General features: G+C 62.1%; 15 protein-coding genes. 9 read left to right on the top strand and 6 right to left on the bottom strand.

What is annotated here, in order from left to right:
- The first annotated feature begins 66 nt into the window (after positions 1-66).
- From ACZ1JC_RS02730 to ACZ1JC_RS02710, 5 genes are all read left to right on the top strand, one after another.
- On the top strand, positions 67-1,350 hold the full coding sequence (locus ACZ1JC_RS02730) for an epoxide hydrolase family protein (RefSeq protein ID WP_465139433.1): 1,284 nt from the start codon (positions 67-69) through the stop codon (positions 1,348-1,350).
- 26 nt (positions 1,351-1,376) lie between these two features.
- Positions 1,377-1,790, top strand: a complete 414-nt coding sequence (locus tag ACZ1JC_RS02725) for an organic hydroperoxide resistance protein (protein ID WP_465139434.1) — start codon at positions 1,377-1,379, stop codon at positions 1,788-1,790.
- A 15-nt stretch (positions 1,791-1,805) separates the two neighbouring features.
- Positions 1,806-2,597, top strand: coding sequence for an alpha/beta fold hydrolase (locus tag ACZ1JC_RS02720; protein ID WP_465139435.1), 792 nt, complete (start codon positions 1,806-1,808; stop codon positions 2,595-2,597).
- 1,119 nt (positions 2,598-3,716) lie between these two features.
- Complete coding sequence (locus tag ACZ1JC_RS02715; RefSeq protein WP_465139436.1) at positions 3,717-4,412, top strand: hypothetical protein; 696 nt, start codon at positions 3,717-3,719, stop codon at positions 4,410-4,412.
- A 200-nt stretch (positions 4,413-4,612) separates the two neighbouring features.
- Positions 4,613-5,092, top strand: a complete 480-nt coding sequence (locus ACZ1JC_RS02710; protein ID WP_465139437.1) for a hypothetical protein — start codon at positions 4,613-4,615, stop codon at positions 5,090-5,092.
- A gap of 81 nt (positions 5,093-5,173) precedes the next feature.
- Here the strand turns inward: ACZ1JC_RS02710 and ACZ1JC_RS02705 are convergent, their stop codons facing one another.
- The gene (locus tag ACZ1JC_RS02705; RefSeq protein WP_465139438.1) at positions 5,174-5,710 is read right to left on the bottom strand and encodes a cytochrome P460 family protein; all 537 of its coding nucleotides are present in this window, start codon (positions 5,708-5,710) and stop codon (positions 5,174-5,176) included.
- Complete coding sequence (locus tag ACZ1JC_RS02700; RefSeq protein ID WP_465139439.1) at positions 5,707-6,747, bottom strand: alpha/beta fold hydrolase; 1,041 nt, start codon at positions 6,745-6,747, stop codon at positions 5,707-5,709. The genes ACZ1JC_RS02705 and ACZ1JC_RS02700 overlap by 4 nt, the downstream gene beginning before the upstream one ends.
- A 292-nt stretch (positions 6,748-7,039) precedes the next feature.
- Between ACZ1JC_RS02700 and ACZ1JC_RS02695 the strand changes: the two genes are divergently transcribed.
- Both ACZ1JC_RS02695 and ACZ1JC_RS02690 read left to right on the top strand, forming a co-directional pair.
- Positions 7,040-7,441, top strand: coding sequence for a hypothetical protein (locus ACZ1JC_RS02695; RefSeq protein WP_465139440.1), 402 nt, complete (start codon positions 7,040-7,042; stop codon positions 7,439-7,441).
- Between the two features lie 451 nt (positions 7,442-7,892).
- Positions 7,893-8,585: a cold-shock protein gene (locus ACZ1JC_RS02690; protein ID WP_465139441.1), complete on the top strand. Its 693-nt coding sequence runs from the start codon at positions 7,893-7,895 to the stop codon at positions 8,583-8,585.
- A 39-nt stretch (positions 8,586-8,624) separates the two neighbouring features.
- On the opposite strand, the gene ACZ1JC_RS02685 is transcribed toward ACZ1JC_RS02690, so the two are convergent.
- Positions 8,625-8,870 carry a hypothetical protein gene (locus ACZ1JC_RS02685; protein WP_465139442.1) on the bottom strand — a complete coding sequence of 82 codons (246 nt, stop codon included), beginning with the start codon at positions 8,868-8,870 and terminating at the stop codon, positions 8,625-8,627.
- Positions 8,871-8,948: 78 nt separating this feature from the next.
- On the opposite strand from ACZ1JC_RS02685, the gene rpoD reads away from it, so the two are divergent.
- Positions 8,949-10,973, top strand: a complete 2,025-nt coding sequence (gene rpoD / locus ACZ1JC_RS02680; protein WP_465139443.1) for an RNA polymerase sigma factor RpoD — start codon at positions 8,949-8,951, stop codon at positions 10,971-10,973.
- A 343-nt stretch (positions 10,974-11,316) separates the two neighbouring features.
- On the opposite strand, the gene ACZ1JC_RS02675 is transcribed toward rpoD, so the two are convergent.
- Together ACZ1JC_RS02675 and ACZ1JC_RS02670 are read right to left on the bottom strand one after the other, a co-directional pair.
- The gene (locus ACZ1JC_RS02675) at positions 11,317-11,592 is read right to left on the bottom strand and encodes an HU family DNA-binding protein (protein ID WP_465139444.1); all 276 of its coding nucleotides are present in this window, start codon (positions 11,590-11,592) and stop codon (positions 11,317-11,319) included.
- Positions 11,593-11,877: 285 nt separating this feature from the next.
- Positions 11,878-13,323 (bottom strand): Ros/MucR family transcriptional regulator, encoded by a 1,446-nt coding sequence (locus ACZ1JC_RS02670; RefSeq protein ID WP_465139445.1) that lies wholly within the window; start codon positions 13,321-13,323, stop codon positions 11,878-11,880.
- A gap of 131 nt (positions 13,324-13,454) precedes the next feature.
- On the opposite strand from ACZ1JC_RS02670, the gene ACZ1JC_RS02665 reads away from it, so the two are divergent.
- Positions 13,455-14,093 (top strand): glutathione S-transferase family protein, encoded by a 639-nt coding sequence (locus ACZ1JC_RS02665; RefSeq protein WP_465140310.1) that lies wholly within the window; start codon positions 13,455-13,457, stop codon positions 14,091-14,093.
- 9 nt (positions 14,094-14,102) lie between these two features.
- Here ACZ1JC_RS02665 and ACZ1JC_RS02660 read toward each other — a convergent pair whose 3' ends face one another.
- A complete protein-coding gene (locus ACZ1JC_RS02660) occupies positions 14,103-15,959 on the bottom strand; it encodes an AsmA family protein (RefSeq protein WP_465139446.1) in 1,857 nt (618 codons plus the stop codon).
- Positions 15,960-16,062: the final 103 nt, after the last annotated feature.

Raw genomic sequence — 16,062 nt, 5'->3', positions numbered from 1 at the left:
GCGTCTGGACCACACCTCTTCTATCTTCCCTCCATCGGATCGGATGATCGCTGGAAGGACCAGAAAATGTTTGCAGGATACTCCCCATCGCGGCGCGATTTCGTCGCCCGGATCGGTGAGGGCGCGGCGCTCGCCGGGATGATGACCGCCATGCCCGATCTCGCCCGCGCGGCGGTTGCTCAAGCCGGCGTCCGCCCGTTCCGCATCGCCATTCCCACCGCCAATATCGCCGCCATGAAACGCCGCATCGCCGAGACCCGCTGGGCCGATCCGCAGCCGGTCAGCGACGACAACCAGGGCGTACGCCGACAGACCTTGCAGCCGCTGATGCAGTACTGGGCCGGCGCCTACGACTGGCGCAAGGTGGAAGCCCGGCTCAATGCCCTACCGATGTTCATGACCGAGATCGACGGGTTGGACATCCACTTCATCCACGTCCGCTCTCGCCATGAAAACGCCATGCCGCTGATCCTGACGCACGGCTGGCCCGGCTCGGTGCTGGAGTTCCTGAACGTGATCGCCCCGCTTACCGATCCCACCGCGCATGGCGGGCGGGCGGAGGACGCCTTCCACCTCGTCATCCCCTCGATCCCCGGCTTCGGCTTTTCCGCGAAACCGACGGTGCCGGGCTGGGGTTCGGACCGGATCGGGCGGGCATGGTCCACGCTGATGCTGCGCCTTGGCTATGACCGCTATGTCAGCCAGGGCGGCGACTGCGGATCGGTGATCTCGCAGCGCATGGCCTTGCAGAAAGTGCCAGGATTGCTCGGCATCCACCTCAACATGCCCGCCGTCGTGCCCGCCGATGTGGCCCGCACGCTTGCCGCCGGCGATCCCGCCCCGGCCAGCCTCTCCCCCAAGGAACGCGCCGCTTTCGACCAGCTGGAAGTCTTCTACCGCGACAATTCCGCCTATGCCGCGATGATGAACACGCGGCCCCAGACCATCGGCTATTCGCTGGTGGACTCGCCGGTCGGCATGGCCGCGTGGATGTACGAGAAGATCGCGCAGTGGACCTATAGCGACGGCCAGCCCGAACGCGTGCTGGGCCGCGACGCGATCCTGGACGACATCTCGCTCTACTGGCTGACTGCCACCGGCGCCTCGGCCGCACGGATCTACTGGGAAGACCACAGCAACAACTTCAACGCGCGCGGGGTGATCGACCTGCCGGTCGCCGTCAGCGTCTTCCCCGGCGAGATCTTCCGCGCACCCAAGAGCTGGGCCGAGCGCTGCTACACGCAGCTCTACTACTTCAACGAAGCGCGCGATGGCGGCCACTTCGCCGCCTGGGAACAGCCCGCGCTCTTCGCACAGGAAGTGCGCGCCGCCTTCCGCCCGCTCCGCTGATCCCCCCACAAGACAGGAGACAATCCATGTCCGACACCAAGACCCTCTACACCGCCCATGTCCACGTGACCGGAGGCCGCGAAGGCACCGCCCGCAGTTCCGACGGTCACCTTGACGTGAAGCTGTCCACCCCCGGCACATCCGGCGCGGGCACCAATCCGGAGCAACTGTTCGCCGCCGGCTGGTCCGCCTGCTTCGAAGGCGCAATGGCCATCGCCGCGAAGTCCAGAGGCGTTGACCTGCCCGAAACGCTGGCGATCGACGCACAAGTGGAACTGCGCCACGGGGGCGATGGCTATGCACTGGCCGCAAGGCTCGACGTCAGCGTGCCCGGTCTGGACCCGGACCTCGCCCGCCAGATCATCGAGGCCGCCCATCGCACTTGCCCCTATTCGAAGGCGGTGAAGGGCAACATCGACACTGTCGTCACACTCGCCTGAATTGGAGAACAGCCCATGAAGAAAACGCTTATCGCTGGCGGGCTGATACTCGCCGCCGGCCTGCTCGCACCCATGGCTCAGGCCCAGCCCGCCCCGCCGAGTGCAAAGCCCACCGTGGTTCTCGTCCACGGCGCTTTCGCGGATTCCTCCAGCTGGAACGGCGTCATCGCCGCGCTCCAGCATGACGGCTACACCGTCGTCGCCGCGCCGGACAACTTGCGCGGAGTGCGCGCCGACGCCGATGTCGTGGCGCACGTGGTGAAGGGCATCGCCGGCCCGGTCGTGCTGGTCGGCCATTCCTATGGCGGATCGGTGATCAGCGAGGCGGCCGAAGGCGCGGCCAACGTCAAGGCGCTGGTCTATGTCGCCGCCTTCGCGCCGGAGGCGGGCGAGACCGCGCTTGGCCTGACTGGCAAGTTCCCCGGCAGCACGCTGGGGCCGACGCTCGCCCCGCCGGTGCCGCTGGCCGGTGGCGGGAACGACCTCTACATCCAGCAGAGCCGCTTCCCCGCTCAGTTCGCCGCGGACGTTCCGGAGGCGGAGGCGCGGCTGATGGCCGCCGGCCAACGCCCGATTGCCGATGCCGCACTTTCGGAAGCCTCGACCGCTCCGGCGTGGAAGCACGTGCCTTCGTGGTTCGTCTATGGCGACGCCGACCGCAACATTCCCCCGGCGGCGATGCAGTTCATGGCGCAGCGGGCCGGCGCGCGCGAGACGGTGGTGGTGAAGGGCGCCTCGCACGTCGTCATGGTCTCGCACCCGGTTCAGGTGGCGCAACTGATCGAGCGCGCGGCCAAAGCGTCATAAGCCAAAGCCGCGCGCCGACAACGCCCCCCGTCCCCCTGCGGCGCGCAGCTGCCCCCGGTCAGTCCATAAGGCTGGCCGGGGGTTTACATGAGGTGTGGGTACGCGGCGATCAGTGTGCAGATGACCGAGAGAACTGGTAGCGGCCGACAGCCCCGCCCACGTCCCTCCCGCTCAGGCGAGGCTTTGGAACTTTGCACGGCAGCAACCGCTCCCCGTGAATAACAGACCTTCATCGTTGGGTTAGGTCGCGCCCACATTCCGAGCAAATCTTCTCGGGCCAATCTCTTTTCCAAGTTCGATATCGTGCGTACTGGCTGGCCGACGCCCTTGGAGCCACAAAACTTCGGAGCGGAGTTTTCTTGCATTGGGGGCAAACCGCGATCACCCTTGTTATGACTAGCGGAAAGATGCCGAGAACTAAGACCAATGGCGTCAGCCAATTCGCGCGCCCGGTCGCAAATATCAGAACCATACTGCCACATGCAACATAGAAGGCGAGGCAGGCCAGTACGTTGATACGATAGTTGCTCATGTCTACATAATGCGGCCGCCAATGGCGCAGGGCAAGCCTGCTAACTTTTTCTTCGAACTCAAAAGCCGCCGGTCCGCTCACCACCGAAGCCGGTCATAGAAATGGCATCACGGTCGCCTCGAACCCGGAACGGCAGGATTACGCGATTTTAATCCGAAAGCGGCTGTTCCGGATACGCCGACATTGCAGTCGTTTTGATGACATGCCAATGCGAGCCTTCAGACAACTCTGCTGAGCTTAATTGATGATTTTTTGGACTCGAATTCTCAGCGGGCTATTGGGTGCTTTGTTGTTAGGTGCCATTGCTGTAAAGCATTTTGCGAGCCCGCAAATTCCTGATTTTAAAGAAATTCTTTGGCCTATATTTCTGTGCACCATAATTCTTCAGCTTGTCGTGAAGGAATTCAAAAGGCTTTAGGCGACGCTCAGGTTGATATCGAATGCCGAATGGCAGATTTTCAGGATTTTTAATCTGGTACCTGCCGTTCCGGACACGCCGACATTGCAGGCATTACGCCGAGGCGGAGGGCGGAAAATAAACTCAAATAGGTGCAGCCTACCCAGGCATTTCTGGAAAGGAGGTATTGATGGCCGATTTGAACGACAAGAATATAACGCGCTCCAGGTGCGGGAGAGAATGTACAGCGTCCTTGTTCCACGCTTTAACATTAGCGGTATGTGCGTCATTATGCACGAATTCAGCGATTGCCCGCACCTACGAAAATTCTGTTCCAGCCGAAGATGCTGCTATTTATGCATTGTTGCGCAGCGACACCATCGGCAGAGAAATGAAATCATTCTGTCTCGATGCACATCTGCCTGCGGTGGATGAAAATACTCCTGGGATGTTTGCGAAGCCCATCAATGACACAGGATCACCCGAGTCTCGCGGCTTCCGGCGAGATCTAAAGACGTTGACTGCGAAGAGAGCGGATCTTCGAACCCGCAATCTTGATGAAGCAAGCTTGCGTGGCGCCGGTTTCAATGTCCGGGAAGCGACCGATGCCGAGTGTGGGGAAACTCTAACAGTGCGGCTTCATCGACCTATGGCTAGTCGGGCAATTGTGATCGTGTTTGCAAGTTTATTCACGAAATGTACAAATATCCCGCTTGGGGTGAGTTTCCATCTCAATAAGAAAGCGTGGGTGCAGAAACATGTTGCTTACTATTACCCCGTCGTAGGCCCACCAGGTTGTTCGTCCAACCCGCAGGTTGTGCCGGTCAATCCAACTGTTAAGCTCTACATGCTGGAGAGGGGCGCGCGTCAGGCGCAGCTTCCGTAGGTCACCAACCAAAAGCGGGCAGGAAGAAAGCGGCATTAGCCCACACGAAAGGCGTTAGGCAGCAAACCCCGACCTTTCCGACTTTGAGGGCACCTGATCCGGGACCCAAGAGCGGTCACTCATTCAGCTGAAGGGCGGTCTTCCAAGATTTTAACCTGAACAGTGTCTGTTTGGAGCCGCCAACATTGCGGACATGTGCTGTGGACGCTAATTTGCGCCAAATGGCCGTTCAACTTCCCAGCTCTGAATTGAGGAACAAGTTGGGCGGTTTCCTATCCGGCTATTTCTCAGCTGCTTTCTGCATCTTTATCGTCTTAGTGCAGAGGTGGGCGCATATGGCACCCACGGCCCCAGACAAAGCACTGGGCCAGCTATATCAGCATAACGAGCACGGCTGGATCACCTTTTTCTCTGCATTCCAAGCAACGAGCAGCGCTCTGATGTTTTGGAGCAATTTCATAGTAATTGGGCTGGCAATCGCCATTTTGCCCAAACGGGGCGTGACAGTCAGGCAATGGGGCCGTGTGCCATTTGGAGCAAGTTGGCAGAACGATGACAATAAAGGCTATGCCAAGAAATATGCGGTTTTCGGAGCGGTTGCTGCTCCGGCGGTGATATTCCTACTTGGCCCAGTGATGGTCAGTTGGCTCAACAGCCACAATATCGTGCTGAACCTTTGAAGGTTTGTCCGCTCCCGCTGACCTTATAGCCTTTCGGCGCCTCCTCGATACCCACTGACAACCGCCGGATACACACCCCTTCTAACGCGAATAGGCGGTGAAGACCTGGTCGTCCGCAGGCTCCAGATTCGCATGGCAGGCGGCGCAGGATCGGGTCAGTGCCTCGTCCGGGTTGGGTTTGCCGTTGTCGAACTGGCCATAGCCCCAGCCTCCGCTGGCGGCGTAGCGGCGCGCGTTCTTGACGCTTACTTGCACATTGGTCGGATCGCCTGCCACGAAGGACTGCGGCGCGGGAAACACCGCATCGTTGCGGGCAGAGGATTCGTAGCGCCACGCCAGCCGGACGATCACCGCTCCGTCGGGAAACGGGCGAGTGCCGTCGCGATAGGCCCGCACTGCGATATCGTTGCCAAGAATGGCGCGGATATCGTTGTTCCTGCCCGCCTCGTGCGCGACGCTGATCAGTTTCCAGTCCCGGTATCCGGCGGGAAGCCTCACGCCGTAGACGGGTGCCGCCTCCGGCTCCCGTCCCCGCGCCGCGACGACGGTGGAGAGGCCCAGCACTGCCCCCAACACTGGCGTCGCCAACAAGAGGCAGCAGGTCGAGATGCGGATCATGCGCTCATCTTTCCGGCATCGAGCACGGCCTTGGCGAAGGCGGCTGGTGCTTCCTGCGGCAGGTTGTGGCCGATGCCGCCGGTGATCAGGCGGTGCTCGTAGGCGCTGGCGAACTTCGCTCGGTAGGCAGAGGGATCGGGATGCGGCGCGCCGTTGGCATCGCCCTCCATGGTGATCGCCGGGATCGTGACCGGCGGCCCGGCGGCCAGCTGCGCTTCGGCCGCATCGAACTGGCGCTCGCCTTCCGCGAGGCCCAGCCGCCAGCGATAGTTGTGGATCACGATGGCGACGTGGTCCGGGTTGGCGAAGGACGCGGCCGACAGGTCGTAAGTCGCATCGTCGAAGGCCCAGCGGGGCGAGGCCTGCTCCCAGATCAGGCGGTTGAACGCCTTGGTGTTCGCGGCATAGCCCTCCCGGCCACGCTCGGTGGCGAAGTAGAACTGATACCACCACTGCAGTTCGGCCTTGGGCGGCAGCGGTTTGGCATTGGCGGCCTGGCTGCCGATCAGATAACCGCTGACCGAAACCAGCGCCTTGCACCGCTGCGGCCAGAGCACTGCCATGATATCCGCCGTGCGCGCGCCCCAGTCGAACCCGGCGACGATCGCCTGCCGGATGCCCAGCGCGTCCATCAGTGCAATGCCATCCGCCGCCAGCGCGGCCTGCTGCCCGTTGCGCGCCGCATCGGCGGAGCGGAAGGTCGTCGTGCCATAGCCGCGCAAATGGGGCACGATCACGCGGTAGCCCTGCGCCGCCAGCAGCGGGGCGACTTCGGCGAAGCTGTGAATGTCGTAAGGCCAGCCGTGGAACAGCAGCACGGCCGGGCCGGCGGACGGTCCCACCTCCACATAACCGATATTCAGCGCGCCTGCGGCAATCTGCCGGACCGGCCCGAAGGAACGTGTTGTCGGCGTTCGCACTGCTGCGGAGGCTTCCGCCGGCACCAGGCCTGCCATCATGGCGGAGGCCAGCGTCGCCGCTCCCGCAATAAATTCACGGCGGCGGGGCCGGGCGACGACGGGCGATTGTTCGGTCATGACGCATCTCCTTGCTATGAGACGGATCATAGAGCGCTTTCGCCGCGCCGCATGTTAGTTGGCGTGATCAGGTGTGAGCAGGGCCGGTCATCTGGGGCGGAAAATCGATATTCGCCGATGGCCATTGAAAAATTGCGAACTTGCGGCTATATGGGCAGCACTGCGTCGTCACTGACGGACGATTAGGCCTGATAAATGGGCCTTTTTCATCTCTCGACAGAACTCCTGATTGCCGCATCGCAATGCGGCTCGCCCGGTATTCTGAGGATATCGCGGACTGGTCAGGGAATTGTTGGCGGCGGACGAGCCTATCGAGGACATTGCTCCAGATAGGCGTTTCGCCGCTCTCATCGACACGGATCGTTGGCTGGGCTGCCGGGAAAATGCGCAAGTTTCGCATTCGGCAGGTCTTTGGCGGCAGGTCTTTGGCGGCAGGTCCTTGGCGGCAGGTCCATGGGGCAATGATGCCTTACGGGTGGTCCGCCGCGACGCGCAGCTGTTTAAAACGATAAAGGACGCGGCGTTTTGCCGCACGATACAGGTTAGAATGCATATTTACAGAACCGGGGCGCAGGAGCCCCACAAGACCCGTCCGCAAAATTCCACGCGGACTGCTGCGCTGCAGACGGTGCAGGCCACGGGCCTGCTGAGCAAGCGGCACTTGCAGCACCTCGTTGCTGCGATGGTGGACTGAGACAATCAGGTAAGGCGCGGGCAGGGGGTGGGCCCGCCCCGCCCCGCCCCGGATGGGGCGGTGGTGTTCCCGGATAGCCGCGGCGATGAGTTGGTGCTATGGGCCTGCCAGACAAGCGCCAACTGGCGCGCAAATTACGGTGCGACCCTCCAGGACTGTTCACGATAACAAGGCGATGATTGCCGGCGCTGAAGAGGCGCCGCAGGTGCGGGAAATTTTTCCGCCTTATGAAACGGTATGGCCGAGGTTGCATTTCCCAAGAAAATTCGACGTCACGATCGCCAGATGCTGGTGAGATATCACAGCCTTTGAACATGACGTCTTTATGAGATACACTGAATCCAGTCAGGGCATATTTAAATGCCTGGGCTGATTGTCCTGACGCCCTGCGTGCTGCGTTCACGCGCACGGGTCAATTTTCTCCGAGCGCAGTGAAGGTACGTTTTTATTCATGTCTTTTGACAGAGGAAACCGCGGTAACGGCCGCGACAGGTTCGGAGGCGGCAATGGCCGTTTCGGTGGCGGCGACGATCGCTTCGGCGGTGACGATCGATTCGGCGGCGGTGACCGATTCGGCGGCGGCGGTTCGCGCGGCGGCTTCGGCGGCGGCGGCGGCGGGCGTGGCGGCTTCGGCGGCCCGCGTGGCGGCGGCGCGCCGGCCCAGGTCATCGGCGAAGGCAGCGGTGTGGTTAAGTTCTTCAATCCGGATAAGGGCTTCGGCTTCATCCAGCGCGAAGACGGCGGTGACGATGCGTTCGTGCACATCAGCGCTGTCCAGGATGCCGGCCTGACGACCCTGGCCGAAGGTCAGCAGCTGGAATTCCAGCTGGTCGATCGCGGCGGCAAGGTTTCGGCCACCAACCTGTCGATCGTCGGCGAAGTTATCGTTGCCACGCGTCGCGAATCGGCTCCGGCCCAGCGCCAGCTGACCGGCGAACGCGCCAACGGCACGGTCAAGTTCTTCAACGCGACCAAGGGCTTCGGCTTCATCACCCGCGATGACGGCCAGCCCGACGCATTCGTGCACATCAGCGCTGTCGAGCGTTCGGGCCTGTCCGGCCTCTACGAAGGCGATCAGATCGAATTCGAAATCGAGATCGATCGTCGTGGCAAGTCTTCGGCGGTGAATCTGGTTCAGCGCTAAGGGTTTCCGGCCTTGGCTCGCTTTTGTGAGCCAAGGCCTTCATCCTAAACGAAAATCAGAGCCGAAATCCATCGCCGTAGACAACGAAGGATCGTTGCCGGCGATGCACGAGCGAGCCGCAAGGTCGGTTTGGCTTCGCTGCGCTGTGCAGGGCGAGCCGACTACGCGCAATATCGGTAACGGCAGGTTTTGCTGGCGCACGTCGGAAGCGAAGTTCGTAAGATGGGCAAGGTATGCCCAATTCATCGGGCAAAGCGGCTGGCGCTTTTTGATTCTGTCAGGCAAGGGCACTTTTCCGCCCCTCGTCCTTTATGCCGATGGAGCGAACGTGACGGCAGAGACGCATCCGACAAAGGTGAATGAATGAGCAACGACGATCACAGCGCGGACAACGACGCACCGCTGATCGACAATAGCCGAGGTTCGGTCCAGCGTCTGATCGCTCGGGCCAAGCGTCTTGGCGTCATATCCATCAACGAGTTGAACGCTGCGCTGCCGCAGGATCAGATGTCCACCGACCAGATCGAGGACATCATGGCGGCCATCTCGGAAATGGGCGTCAAGATCGTCGAGAACGAGGACGACGACGACACCGCCGAGTCCGACGCTGAGCGCGATGCCGACGAAGATATTGATGGCGACGGTGAATTCGGGGAGAGCCCCGAAGCGCCGCGGCGCCGCGTGGCCGAAAAGAATGCCGATGCGCTTGGCCGCAGCGACGATCCGGTGCGCCTCTATCTGCGCGAAATGGGCGCTGCGGAAATGCTCAGCCGCGAGGGCGAAGCGGCGATTTCCAAGCGTATCGAAGCCGGACGGGACATGATGATCCTGGGCCTCTGCGAAAGCCCGATCACTTTCCACGCGATCATCCAGTGGTCCGAAGCGCTCAACAATGGCGAAATGCAGCTGCGCGAGATCCTCGATCTCGACGCCATGCTGTCCAAGGAACCCGCGCCCGAAAGCCTCAATGAGGACGGCGAGGGCGACGATGCCGAGATCAGCGAAGCCACTGCCGGCCCCTCGTTCAAGGACGAGGACGATTCCGACGAGGACAACTCAGAGGAAGTGGACGAGGACGGCAACCCGATCCCCAAGCGCCGGGCCGAGGAAGAGGAAGAGGACAACACTCTCAGCCTCGCCCAGATGGAAGCTGCCCTCAAGCCCGAAGCCCTTGAGAAGTTCACGCTCATCACCGAGCTGTTCCAGACCTTCGAGCGCCTGCAGTCGGAGCGTCTCGAAGCATTGGCGCTGGGCATCGATTTCCCGGCCGCCAAGGAAGAGCAGTACCAGTCGCTGCGCGAGGAACTGACCGCGCAAGTGGAATCGGTGAAGTTCCACGCGGCAAAGATCGAATACCTCGTCGACAACCTCTATGCCTTCAACCGCCGCCTGACCGCCCTTGGCGGCCAGATGCTGCGTCTGGCAGAGCGTCACAAGGTCAAGCGCGCCGACTTCCTCGATTCCTACATGGGACGCGAGCTCGACGACACCTGGCTGTCGGACATGGCGAAGAAGGACAAGAAGTGGGCCGCCTTTGCGGAGGCTGAGGCCAATGGGGTGGAGCGTATCCGCCTGGAGGTCTCGGACATTGCCGCAGCCACCGGCATGCAGCTGGCCGAGTTCCGCCGCATCGTCAACATGGTCCAGAAGGGCGAGCGCGAGGCGCGCATCGCCAAGAAGGAGATGGTCGAGGCGAACCTGCGTCTGGTGATCTCGATCGCCAAGAAATACACGAACCGGGGCCTGCAGTTCCTGGACTTGATCCAGGAAGGCAACATCGGCCTGATGAAGGCGGTCGACAAGTTCGAGTACCGTCGCGGCTACAAGTTCTCGACTTATGCGACCTGGTGGATCAGGCAGGCGATCACGCGTTCGATTGCGGATCAGGCCCGCACGATCCGCATCCCGGTGCACATGATCGAGACGATCAATAAGCTGGTCCGCACCAGCCGCCAGTTCCTGCACGAGCAGGGCCGCGAGCCCACGCCCGAGGAAATGGCCGAGCGTCTGTCGATGCCGCTCGAAAAGGTGAAGCGGGTTCTCAAGATCGCGAAGGAGCCGATCTCCCTCGAAACGCCGATCGGCGACGAGGAAGACAGCAGCCTGGGCGATTTCATTCAGGATTCGAACGCGGTCATCCCGGTGGATGCGGCGATTCAGGCGAACCTGAAGGAAATGATTACCCGCACGCTGTCGTCGCTCACCCCGCGTGAGGAACGCGTGCTGCGTATGCGCTTCGGCATCGGCATGCATACCGATCACACGCTGGAAGAAGTCGGCCAGCAGTTCTCGGTTACCCGCGAACGTATCCGCCAGATCGAGGCGAAGGCGCTGCGCAAGCTCAAGCACCCGAGCCGATCGCGCATCATGCGCGCTTTTCTGGATTAAGCTGAGACTCAGCTACGAAAGGGCAACCGTTCAGCGGTTTTGCCCTTTCGTAAGCGTGCAAAGGCCCGGATCTGGGACGGCGGGTTTCGCTTTCGGAACGCCATGATTGGGGCGAACGCGATGTACCGAACCCGCGTTCCCGTAGGGAAATCGAGCGCTAGAGCAGCTTCGGATCCGATTGCATCGGCTCGGCCGCTCTAAGTTTCTGGTTTGTTGAATTTTCCGAGCCATCAGGTGATTTCACCTGATGGGAAAACGCTCCCGGCGATCGGAACAGGTCGCGATGCGGAAGGAAAGAGGGGTGAGCGGCGGGCACTGCGCGTGCCGCGCCGCATCCCATGGATCAGCCGTTGAGCTTGTCTTTGACGGCCTTGGCAGGCGTGAAGCTCAGCTTGCGGGCTGCCTTGATCGTCATCGCCTCACCGGTCGCGGGATTGCGACCTTCGCGCTCGGGCGTGTCCTTGACCTTGAACTTGCCGAAGCCGTTGAGCGAGATTTCTTCGCCCTTGGCGGCGGCATCGCCGATTGCTGCGAACACGGTATCGACGATCTTGCGCGCATCGGCCTTGGTGAGGCCGCTGTCGGTGGCGATGACGTCTGCGATATCATTGTTGTTCATACGTGTTTCCTATCGAATTGAACTTCGAGGGATGGGGGCCTTACCCCCAATCGGAGGTCGCGTCACGCCGCTATCGACGGGTTTTGCCGGCGGCGCGTCAGAGGCAAATTGGTCCGCAGGATGGCGGTCGAAATTACCGAATCCGGTCAAAGACGGTCAGGTTCGGAGATCCGGACCCGGGCAGATTGCTTCTGCCCGGGTTACGACGATACGCAGCTGCTGCTTTCCGGCGCCGATTGACCGGCACCGCAAGAGCTGGCCCTTCGGACACTGTTTCTGCGTAGTCTACTCCTTCGCAAGTTCGCTGGCCGAAGCCGGCTGCGGAGATGCGGTAGTAGCCGGCGCCGGCGTCTCGGCAGCGGGGACCTTGATCCCCAGCTTAGAACGGCTTTTCCCGGAAGCCGAAGACTTGGTCTTGGCCGCCGCCTTGGCTTTCGGCTTCACCGCTGTGGGCTTTGCCGTCTGCCCGGCCTTCTTTGCAGCAGGCTCGGCAGTCGCAGGCTTCGGCGTGGTGGTTGCCGCCGCGTCTGGCACTTTCTTGGCAGCCTGACGGGTACGCGGCTTCGCAACCGCCTGAGGGGCGGGGCTGGGCTCGGTCTTGACCGCAGCTGCGGGGGCCGATCCCGGCGTACGCGCCATGCGGCGGGCCGGCTTTTTGGCGGGTTCCACGATGCCGGTCGATGCGCTCTTCGCTACAGCCGGCTTTTCGGTTTCCCGTTTCGCGGGGCTGGAGACGGCAGCGCCGACGGACACCTTGGGAGCCGGCTTGCGGGCGGACCGGGGCGCCGCTTTACCGGCCGTTTTGGGCTTGGCAGCGAGAGATTTGGCGGTTTGAGGCTTTGGGGCCGCAGAAGTTGTGCCCGCAGACTTGGTAATCGGTGCGGCGTCGGAAGTTGAAGCCGAAATCGACGTTTCGCGTACCCGCGATGCCTTGCCCGGCCGCTTGCTGGAAGCCTTTGCGGCCGGCTTGGTTGCCGCCGCGACGCTTGCGGGCGTTTTCTTCGCAGCTGCCTTGCCCGTTTTCACGTCAGTTGGCGGCGCAGTTTCCGCAGCCTTGGCCGGAGCCACCGCGACCGAACTGGCAGCCATCCTGCTGCCGCCCAGCCCTGCTGCTTTCGCGAAGGCCCGCCGCTGCTCGGAATAACTTTTCGAAACCATCGGATAAGTGGCCGGAAGATTGTACCGCGCGCGATACTCTTCTGGGGTAAGACCGTTATTGGCCAAGTGCCGCTTGAGCGCCTTGTACGGCTTTCCATCGATCAGGCTGAGAATGTGATCGGGTGAGGCCAGGCTCTCTTCGGCCGAAACCGCGGGTTTGAACACCGGGGCTTCATCCGCATCTGCGGAAGACTTTCCAGCCAGCGCGGTGCGCGTCGCCTCGATCAACCCGGGAAGCGCGTCGCTCGATACGGCGTTGTTCGAGACGAATGCACTCAACAGTTCAACTGTCAGGCGGGTGAGCTCTGTCTGCTCGGTGTCTGGCATGGAAGGTCCCTCTTGAAGGGGTTTGTTGGACGAAGCCGTTGTCTTCCCAATTTCTTGGCAAGTAAAGCTGATTTTCGCGCGGCCTGCGGGATAGGTACAGCAGGCATTGGCCAGCATCGTCGGGCGGGTGATTTCGGTTTGTTTGACAAGGGATCGAACAAGCAGCCGCAACCTCCCACTATCCCTCTTGCAGAGCGCGTCTTTGTCTTGAACGACTACGCGAAACTCCGGATTGTGCTCGCGCAAGCTCACCGATCCTGGAGCAGCGGAGTTTCCGCTTGCCGCGCCGACAAATCGTTGGCGTGCAACCATGCGCAGGGCCGGTCGTTGGTTTGATCGTGGCCCGACAATGGAACCCAATGGGGAACCCCATGGCGATGATTACCGTGCATCATCTGGAGAATTCGCGGTCGCAGCGGGTGCTGTGGCTGCTTGAGGAGCTTGGTCTTCGCTACACAGTCAAGCGCTATGAGCGCGATCGCAAAACCATGCTGGCGCCGCCGGAACTGCGCGCGGTGCACCCGCTCGGGAAATCGCCGGTATTGGTCGACCGCGATCCGTCAGGCGCGAACCGTATCATCGTGGAAACCGGAGCAATCGTCGAGTATCTCGTCGACAAGGCGGACGGACTGCTTGGCAAACCCTATGGTGAGGATGCGGCGATGCGCTACCGCCAATTCCTGCATTATGCGGAAGGATCGCTGATGCCGCCGCTGCTGGTCAATCTTGTCCTCGGCCGGATACCGGTGGTGGGCAAGGCGGCGCAGAAGCGTCTTCAGCCCATGATCGACGTACATCTGGACTTTGTCGAGCGGGAATTGAGCGCAAGGCCCTGGTTTGCCGGAGATACTTTCACGGCCGCCGATATCATGATGAGCTTTCCGCTCGAAGCCGCAAGGGATCGTGGTTTCCTGGCCGTCGGCCGGCCGATGACGAATATCTGGCTGGAGACGATACAGGCAAGGCCGGCCTATGAGATCGCGTTGGAGAAGGGCGGGCCCTACCGTTTCGCATGAGCATATTGCTCAGTTCCCCTCCGCCGCCAGCGTCCGCGCACGTAGCGCCATGCAATCGGCATCGATGGCCCTGGGCGATTGCGTGCCGGAGATGGCCTTGCCCAGCGCCTTGATGACGTTGCCGATGGACTTGACCTCACGCGGGATGACGACGGCCGGGTTGCGGATCGTCCCCCCCGCATGGATCGAACCGGGCAGGCGCAAGACGGCGCCTTTCTTGGGAAGGCCGGTAAGCGTGAGCGCGATACGCTCGTCGGGAAAGGCGATCGTTCCCGTGCCGCGCGTCTGGCTTTCGCTGGTATCGATCAGCACTGGCGCCGCGGTGCCGGTTCCGCGATGCATTTCCAGGCGCGCGACGGCGCAGCGCAACGTGGCCCGCTCATCGTCCCCGGCGATGAGGCCTTTGCCGACATCGAAGCCCAGCAGGCTGGCAAGTTTTGCCGGCAGGATACCGTCATGTGCGATTACGCCGATGGTGCCGTCAGACGTGCCGACGGCTTCGCGGATCGTGTCTCCCACGCCGGACAGGCGAACCCGGCCATCGACGGTTGCGTCGATTTCTCCGCTGCCACCCGCCAGCGCATCGATGCTGCTGCCCCGCAGATCGAGGGCCAGGGCGATCGTCGGCTTGGTCTGCCCCTGTCGCTGATCCACTGTCACCGTGCCGCCGATGACACCGCGGCTGAGGCGCAGGGTCAGGGGTTTGGCGACGAGCAACCGGTGATCGAGCGTCAGAACGCCTTGCGCGCTGCGCAGTGGGGAAGAGCCGGCGCCGATGATCCGGTCGATCCGAAAGGCGATGCGCCCATCGGTCTTGTCGATCTTGTGGATATTGAGCCGGGTGTTGGGGACCAATCTCTCCCCCTGGGACTTTTCGAGGGCATGCGCGGCGGTCCGGCTTTGATCGGACGCCAGATCGGCGAAATCCAGCGTTTCGAACCGGATTTCGCCATCGAGTTTTGTACGAGCGGAAGTCTTGTCCACCGAGAGCTTGGCGGAAAGCCGACTGGTGCCGACCGTGCCCTTGAGATCGCGGACCGTCCAGACCTGCGACTGGTGCCGCACGCGCGCGGTCAGGCTGATCGGCTGCGTGTGGAAGAGACCAGCCTCGATCACGCGGTCCATCAATTTCAGGTCATTTGCCCGCGCGGTTACATCGACCTGCATGTCATCCGTGCGCAGCGGCCCAGCCATGGTGCCCTTGGCGCGCATGTCGATCGCGGATCCGGCAATGCGCGCCTCGAACGGCCAGACTGCGCTTGACGCCGTGGCCGGACCCTTGATCGATACTTCCACGGCATTGCCGTCGATCTCTCCGGGACCGGCAGCCATCAACCCGCCTCGGGGATCGATGGTGAAATGGAGGTTCACGGATCGCTTGCGCAGCGCGTCTCGATAGCGGATCTGCCCCTGCGCCGATTCAACCTCGGAAAGAGAGATCGCGCGGCCTGATCCGCCTTCCCGCTTGTTGCCGTTGCTCCAGTTGACGCGGCGGTTCGCGTCCCGGACGAGGTCGAGCATCACGCCGTCCGCGGAAACCAGTTCCGGGCTGCCGCGCCCGATGAGCATCGGCAATATCGCGATGCGCACACGAAGCTGCCGGATCGAGGCAAGCTTGCCCGGACCGGCCCACGCCGCCTGCGGAACTTCGACGCCATTCAGCCTGAGGACGGGAGTGAACGAGAAGGCTTTATCGCGAGACATCCTTGCGATCGTCACCGGGCGGCCGAATTGTGCGCTCAGTTTGCGTTCGGCAAGTTGCTTGAGCCAGCCGACCGGAAAGCTCGCGGCGAATAGCGTGGCGATGGCGAGACATGCCGCGAGAACGGCCAGAGTAATCGAAATGCGCCGACGAAGCAGGGTCATTGCCTGCTAATGCGTGGGCGGAGCGGACGTTCCTTGAGGGGAACGGTGGCACGTCGTTTGTTCTTCCCGACGCCTCGCAGCCTGGCCGCGCTGTGCTTGCCGG

This window comes from Sphingomonas sp. BL-S-28 (assembly GCF_055521515.1).
This window is presented reverse-complemented; position numbering and strand designations above follow the sequence as displayed.

Excerpts from the sequence above, each read along its gene's own strand:
- ACZ1JC_RS02730 (WP_465139433.1), top strand. The coding sequence starts at position 67 with ATGTTTGCAGGATACTCCCCATCGCGGCGCGATTTCGTCGCCCGGATC.
- ACZ1JC_RS02660 (WP_465139446.1), bottom strand. The coding sequence starts at position 15,959 with ATGACCCTGCTTCGTCGGCGCATTTCGATTACTCTGGCCGTTCTCGCG.
- ACZ1JC_RS02705 (WP_465139438.1), bottom strand. The coding sequence starts at position 5,710 with ATGATCCGCATCTCGACCTGCTGCCTCTTGTTGGCGACGCCAGTGTTG.
- ACZ1JC_RS02700 (WP_465139439.1), bottom strand. The coding sequence starts at position 6,747 with ATGACCGAACAATCGCCCGTCGTCGCCCGGCCCCGCCGCCGTGAATTT.
- ACZ1JC_RS02715 (WP_465139436.1), top strand. The coding sequence starts at position 3,717 with ATGGCCGATTTGAACGACAAGAATATAACGCGCTCCAGGTGCGGGAGA.
- rpoD (WP_465139443.1), top strand. The coding sequence starts at position 8,949 with ATGAGCAACGACGATCACAGCGCGGACAACGACGCACCGCTGATCGAC.
- ACZ1JC_RS02665 (WP_465140310.1), top strand. The coding sequence starts at position 13,455 with ATGATTACCGTGCATCATCTGGAGAATTCGCGGTCGCAGCGGGTGCTG.
- ACZ1JC_RS02720 (WP_465139435.1), top strand. The coding sequence starts at position 1,806 with ATGAAGAAAACGCTTATCGCTGGCGGGCTGATACTCGCCGCCGGCCTG.
- ACZ1JC_RS02675 (WP_465139444.1), bottom strand. The coding sequence starts at position 11,592 with ATGAACAACAATGATATCGCAGACGTCATCGCCACCGACAGCGGCCTC.
- ACZ1JC_RS02725 (WP_465139434.1), top strand. The coding sequence starts at position 1,377 with ATGTCCGACACCAAGACCCTCTACACCGCCCATGTCCACGTGACCGGA.
- ACZ1JC_RS02690 (WP_465139441.1), top strand. The coding sequence starts at position 7,893 with ATGTCTTTTGACAGAGGAAACCGCGGTAACGGCCGCGACAGGTTCGGA.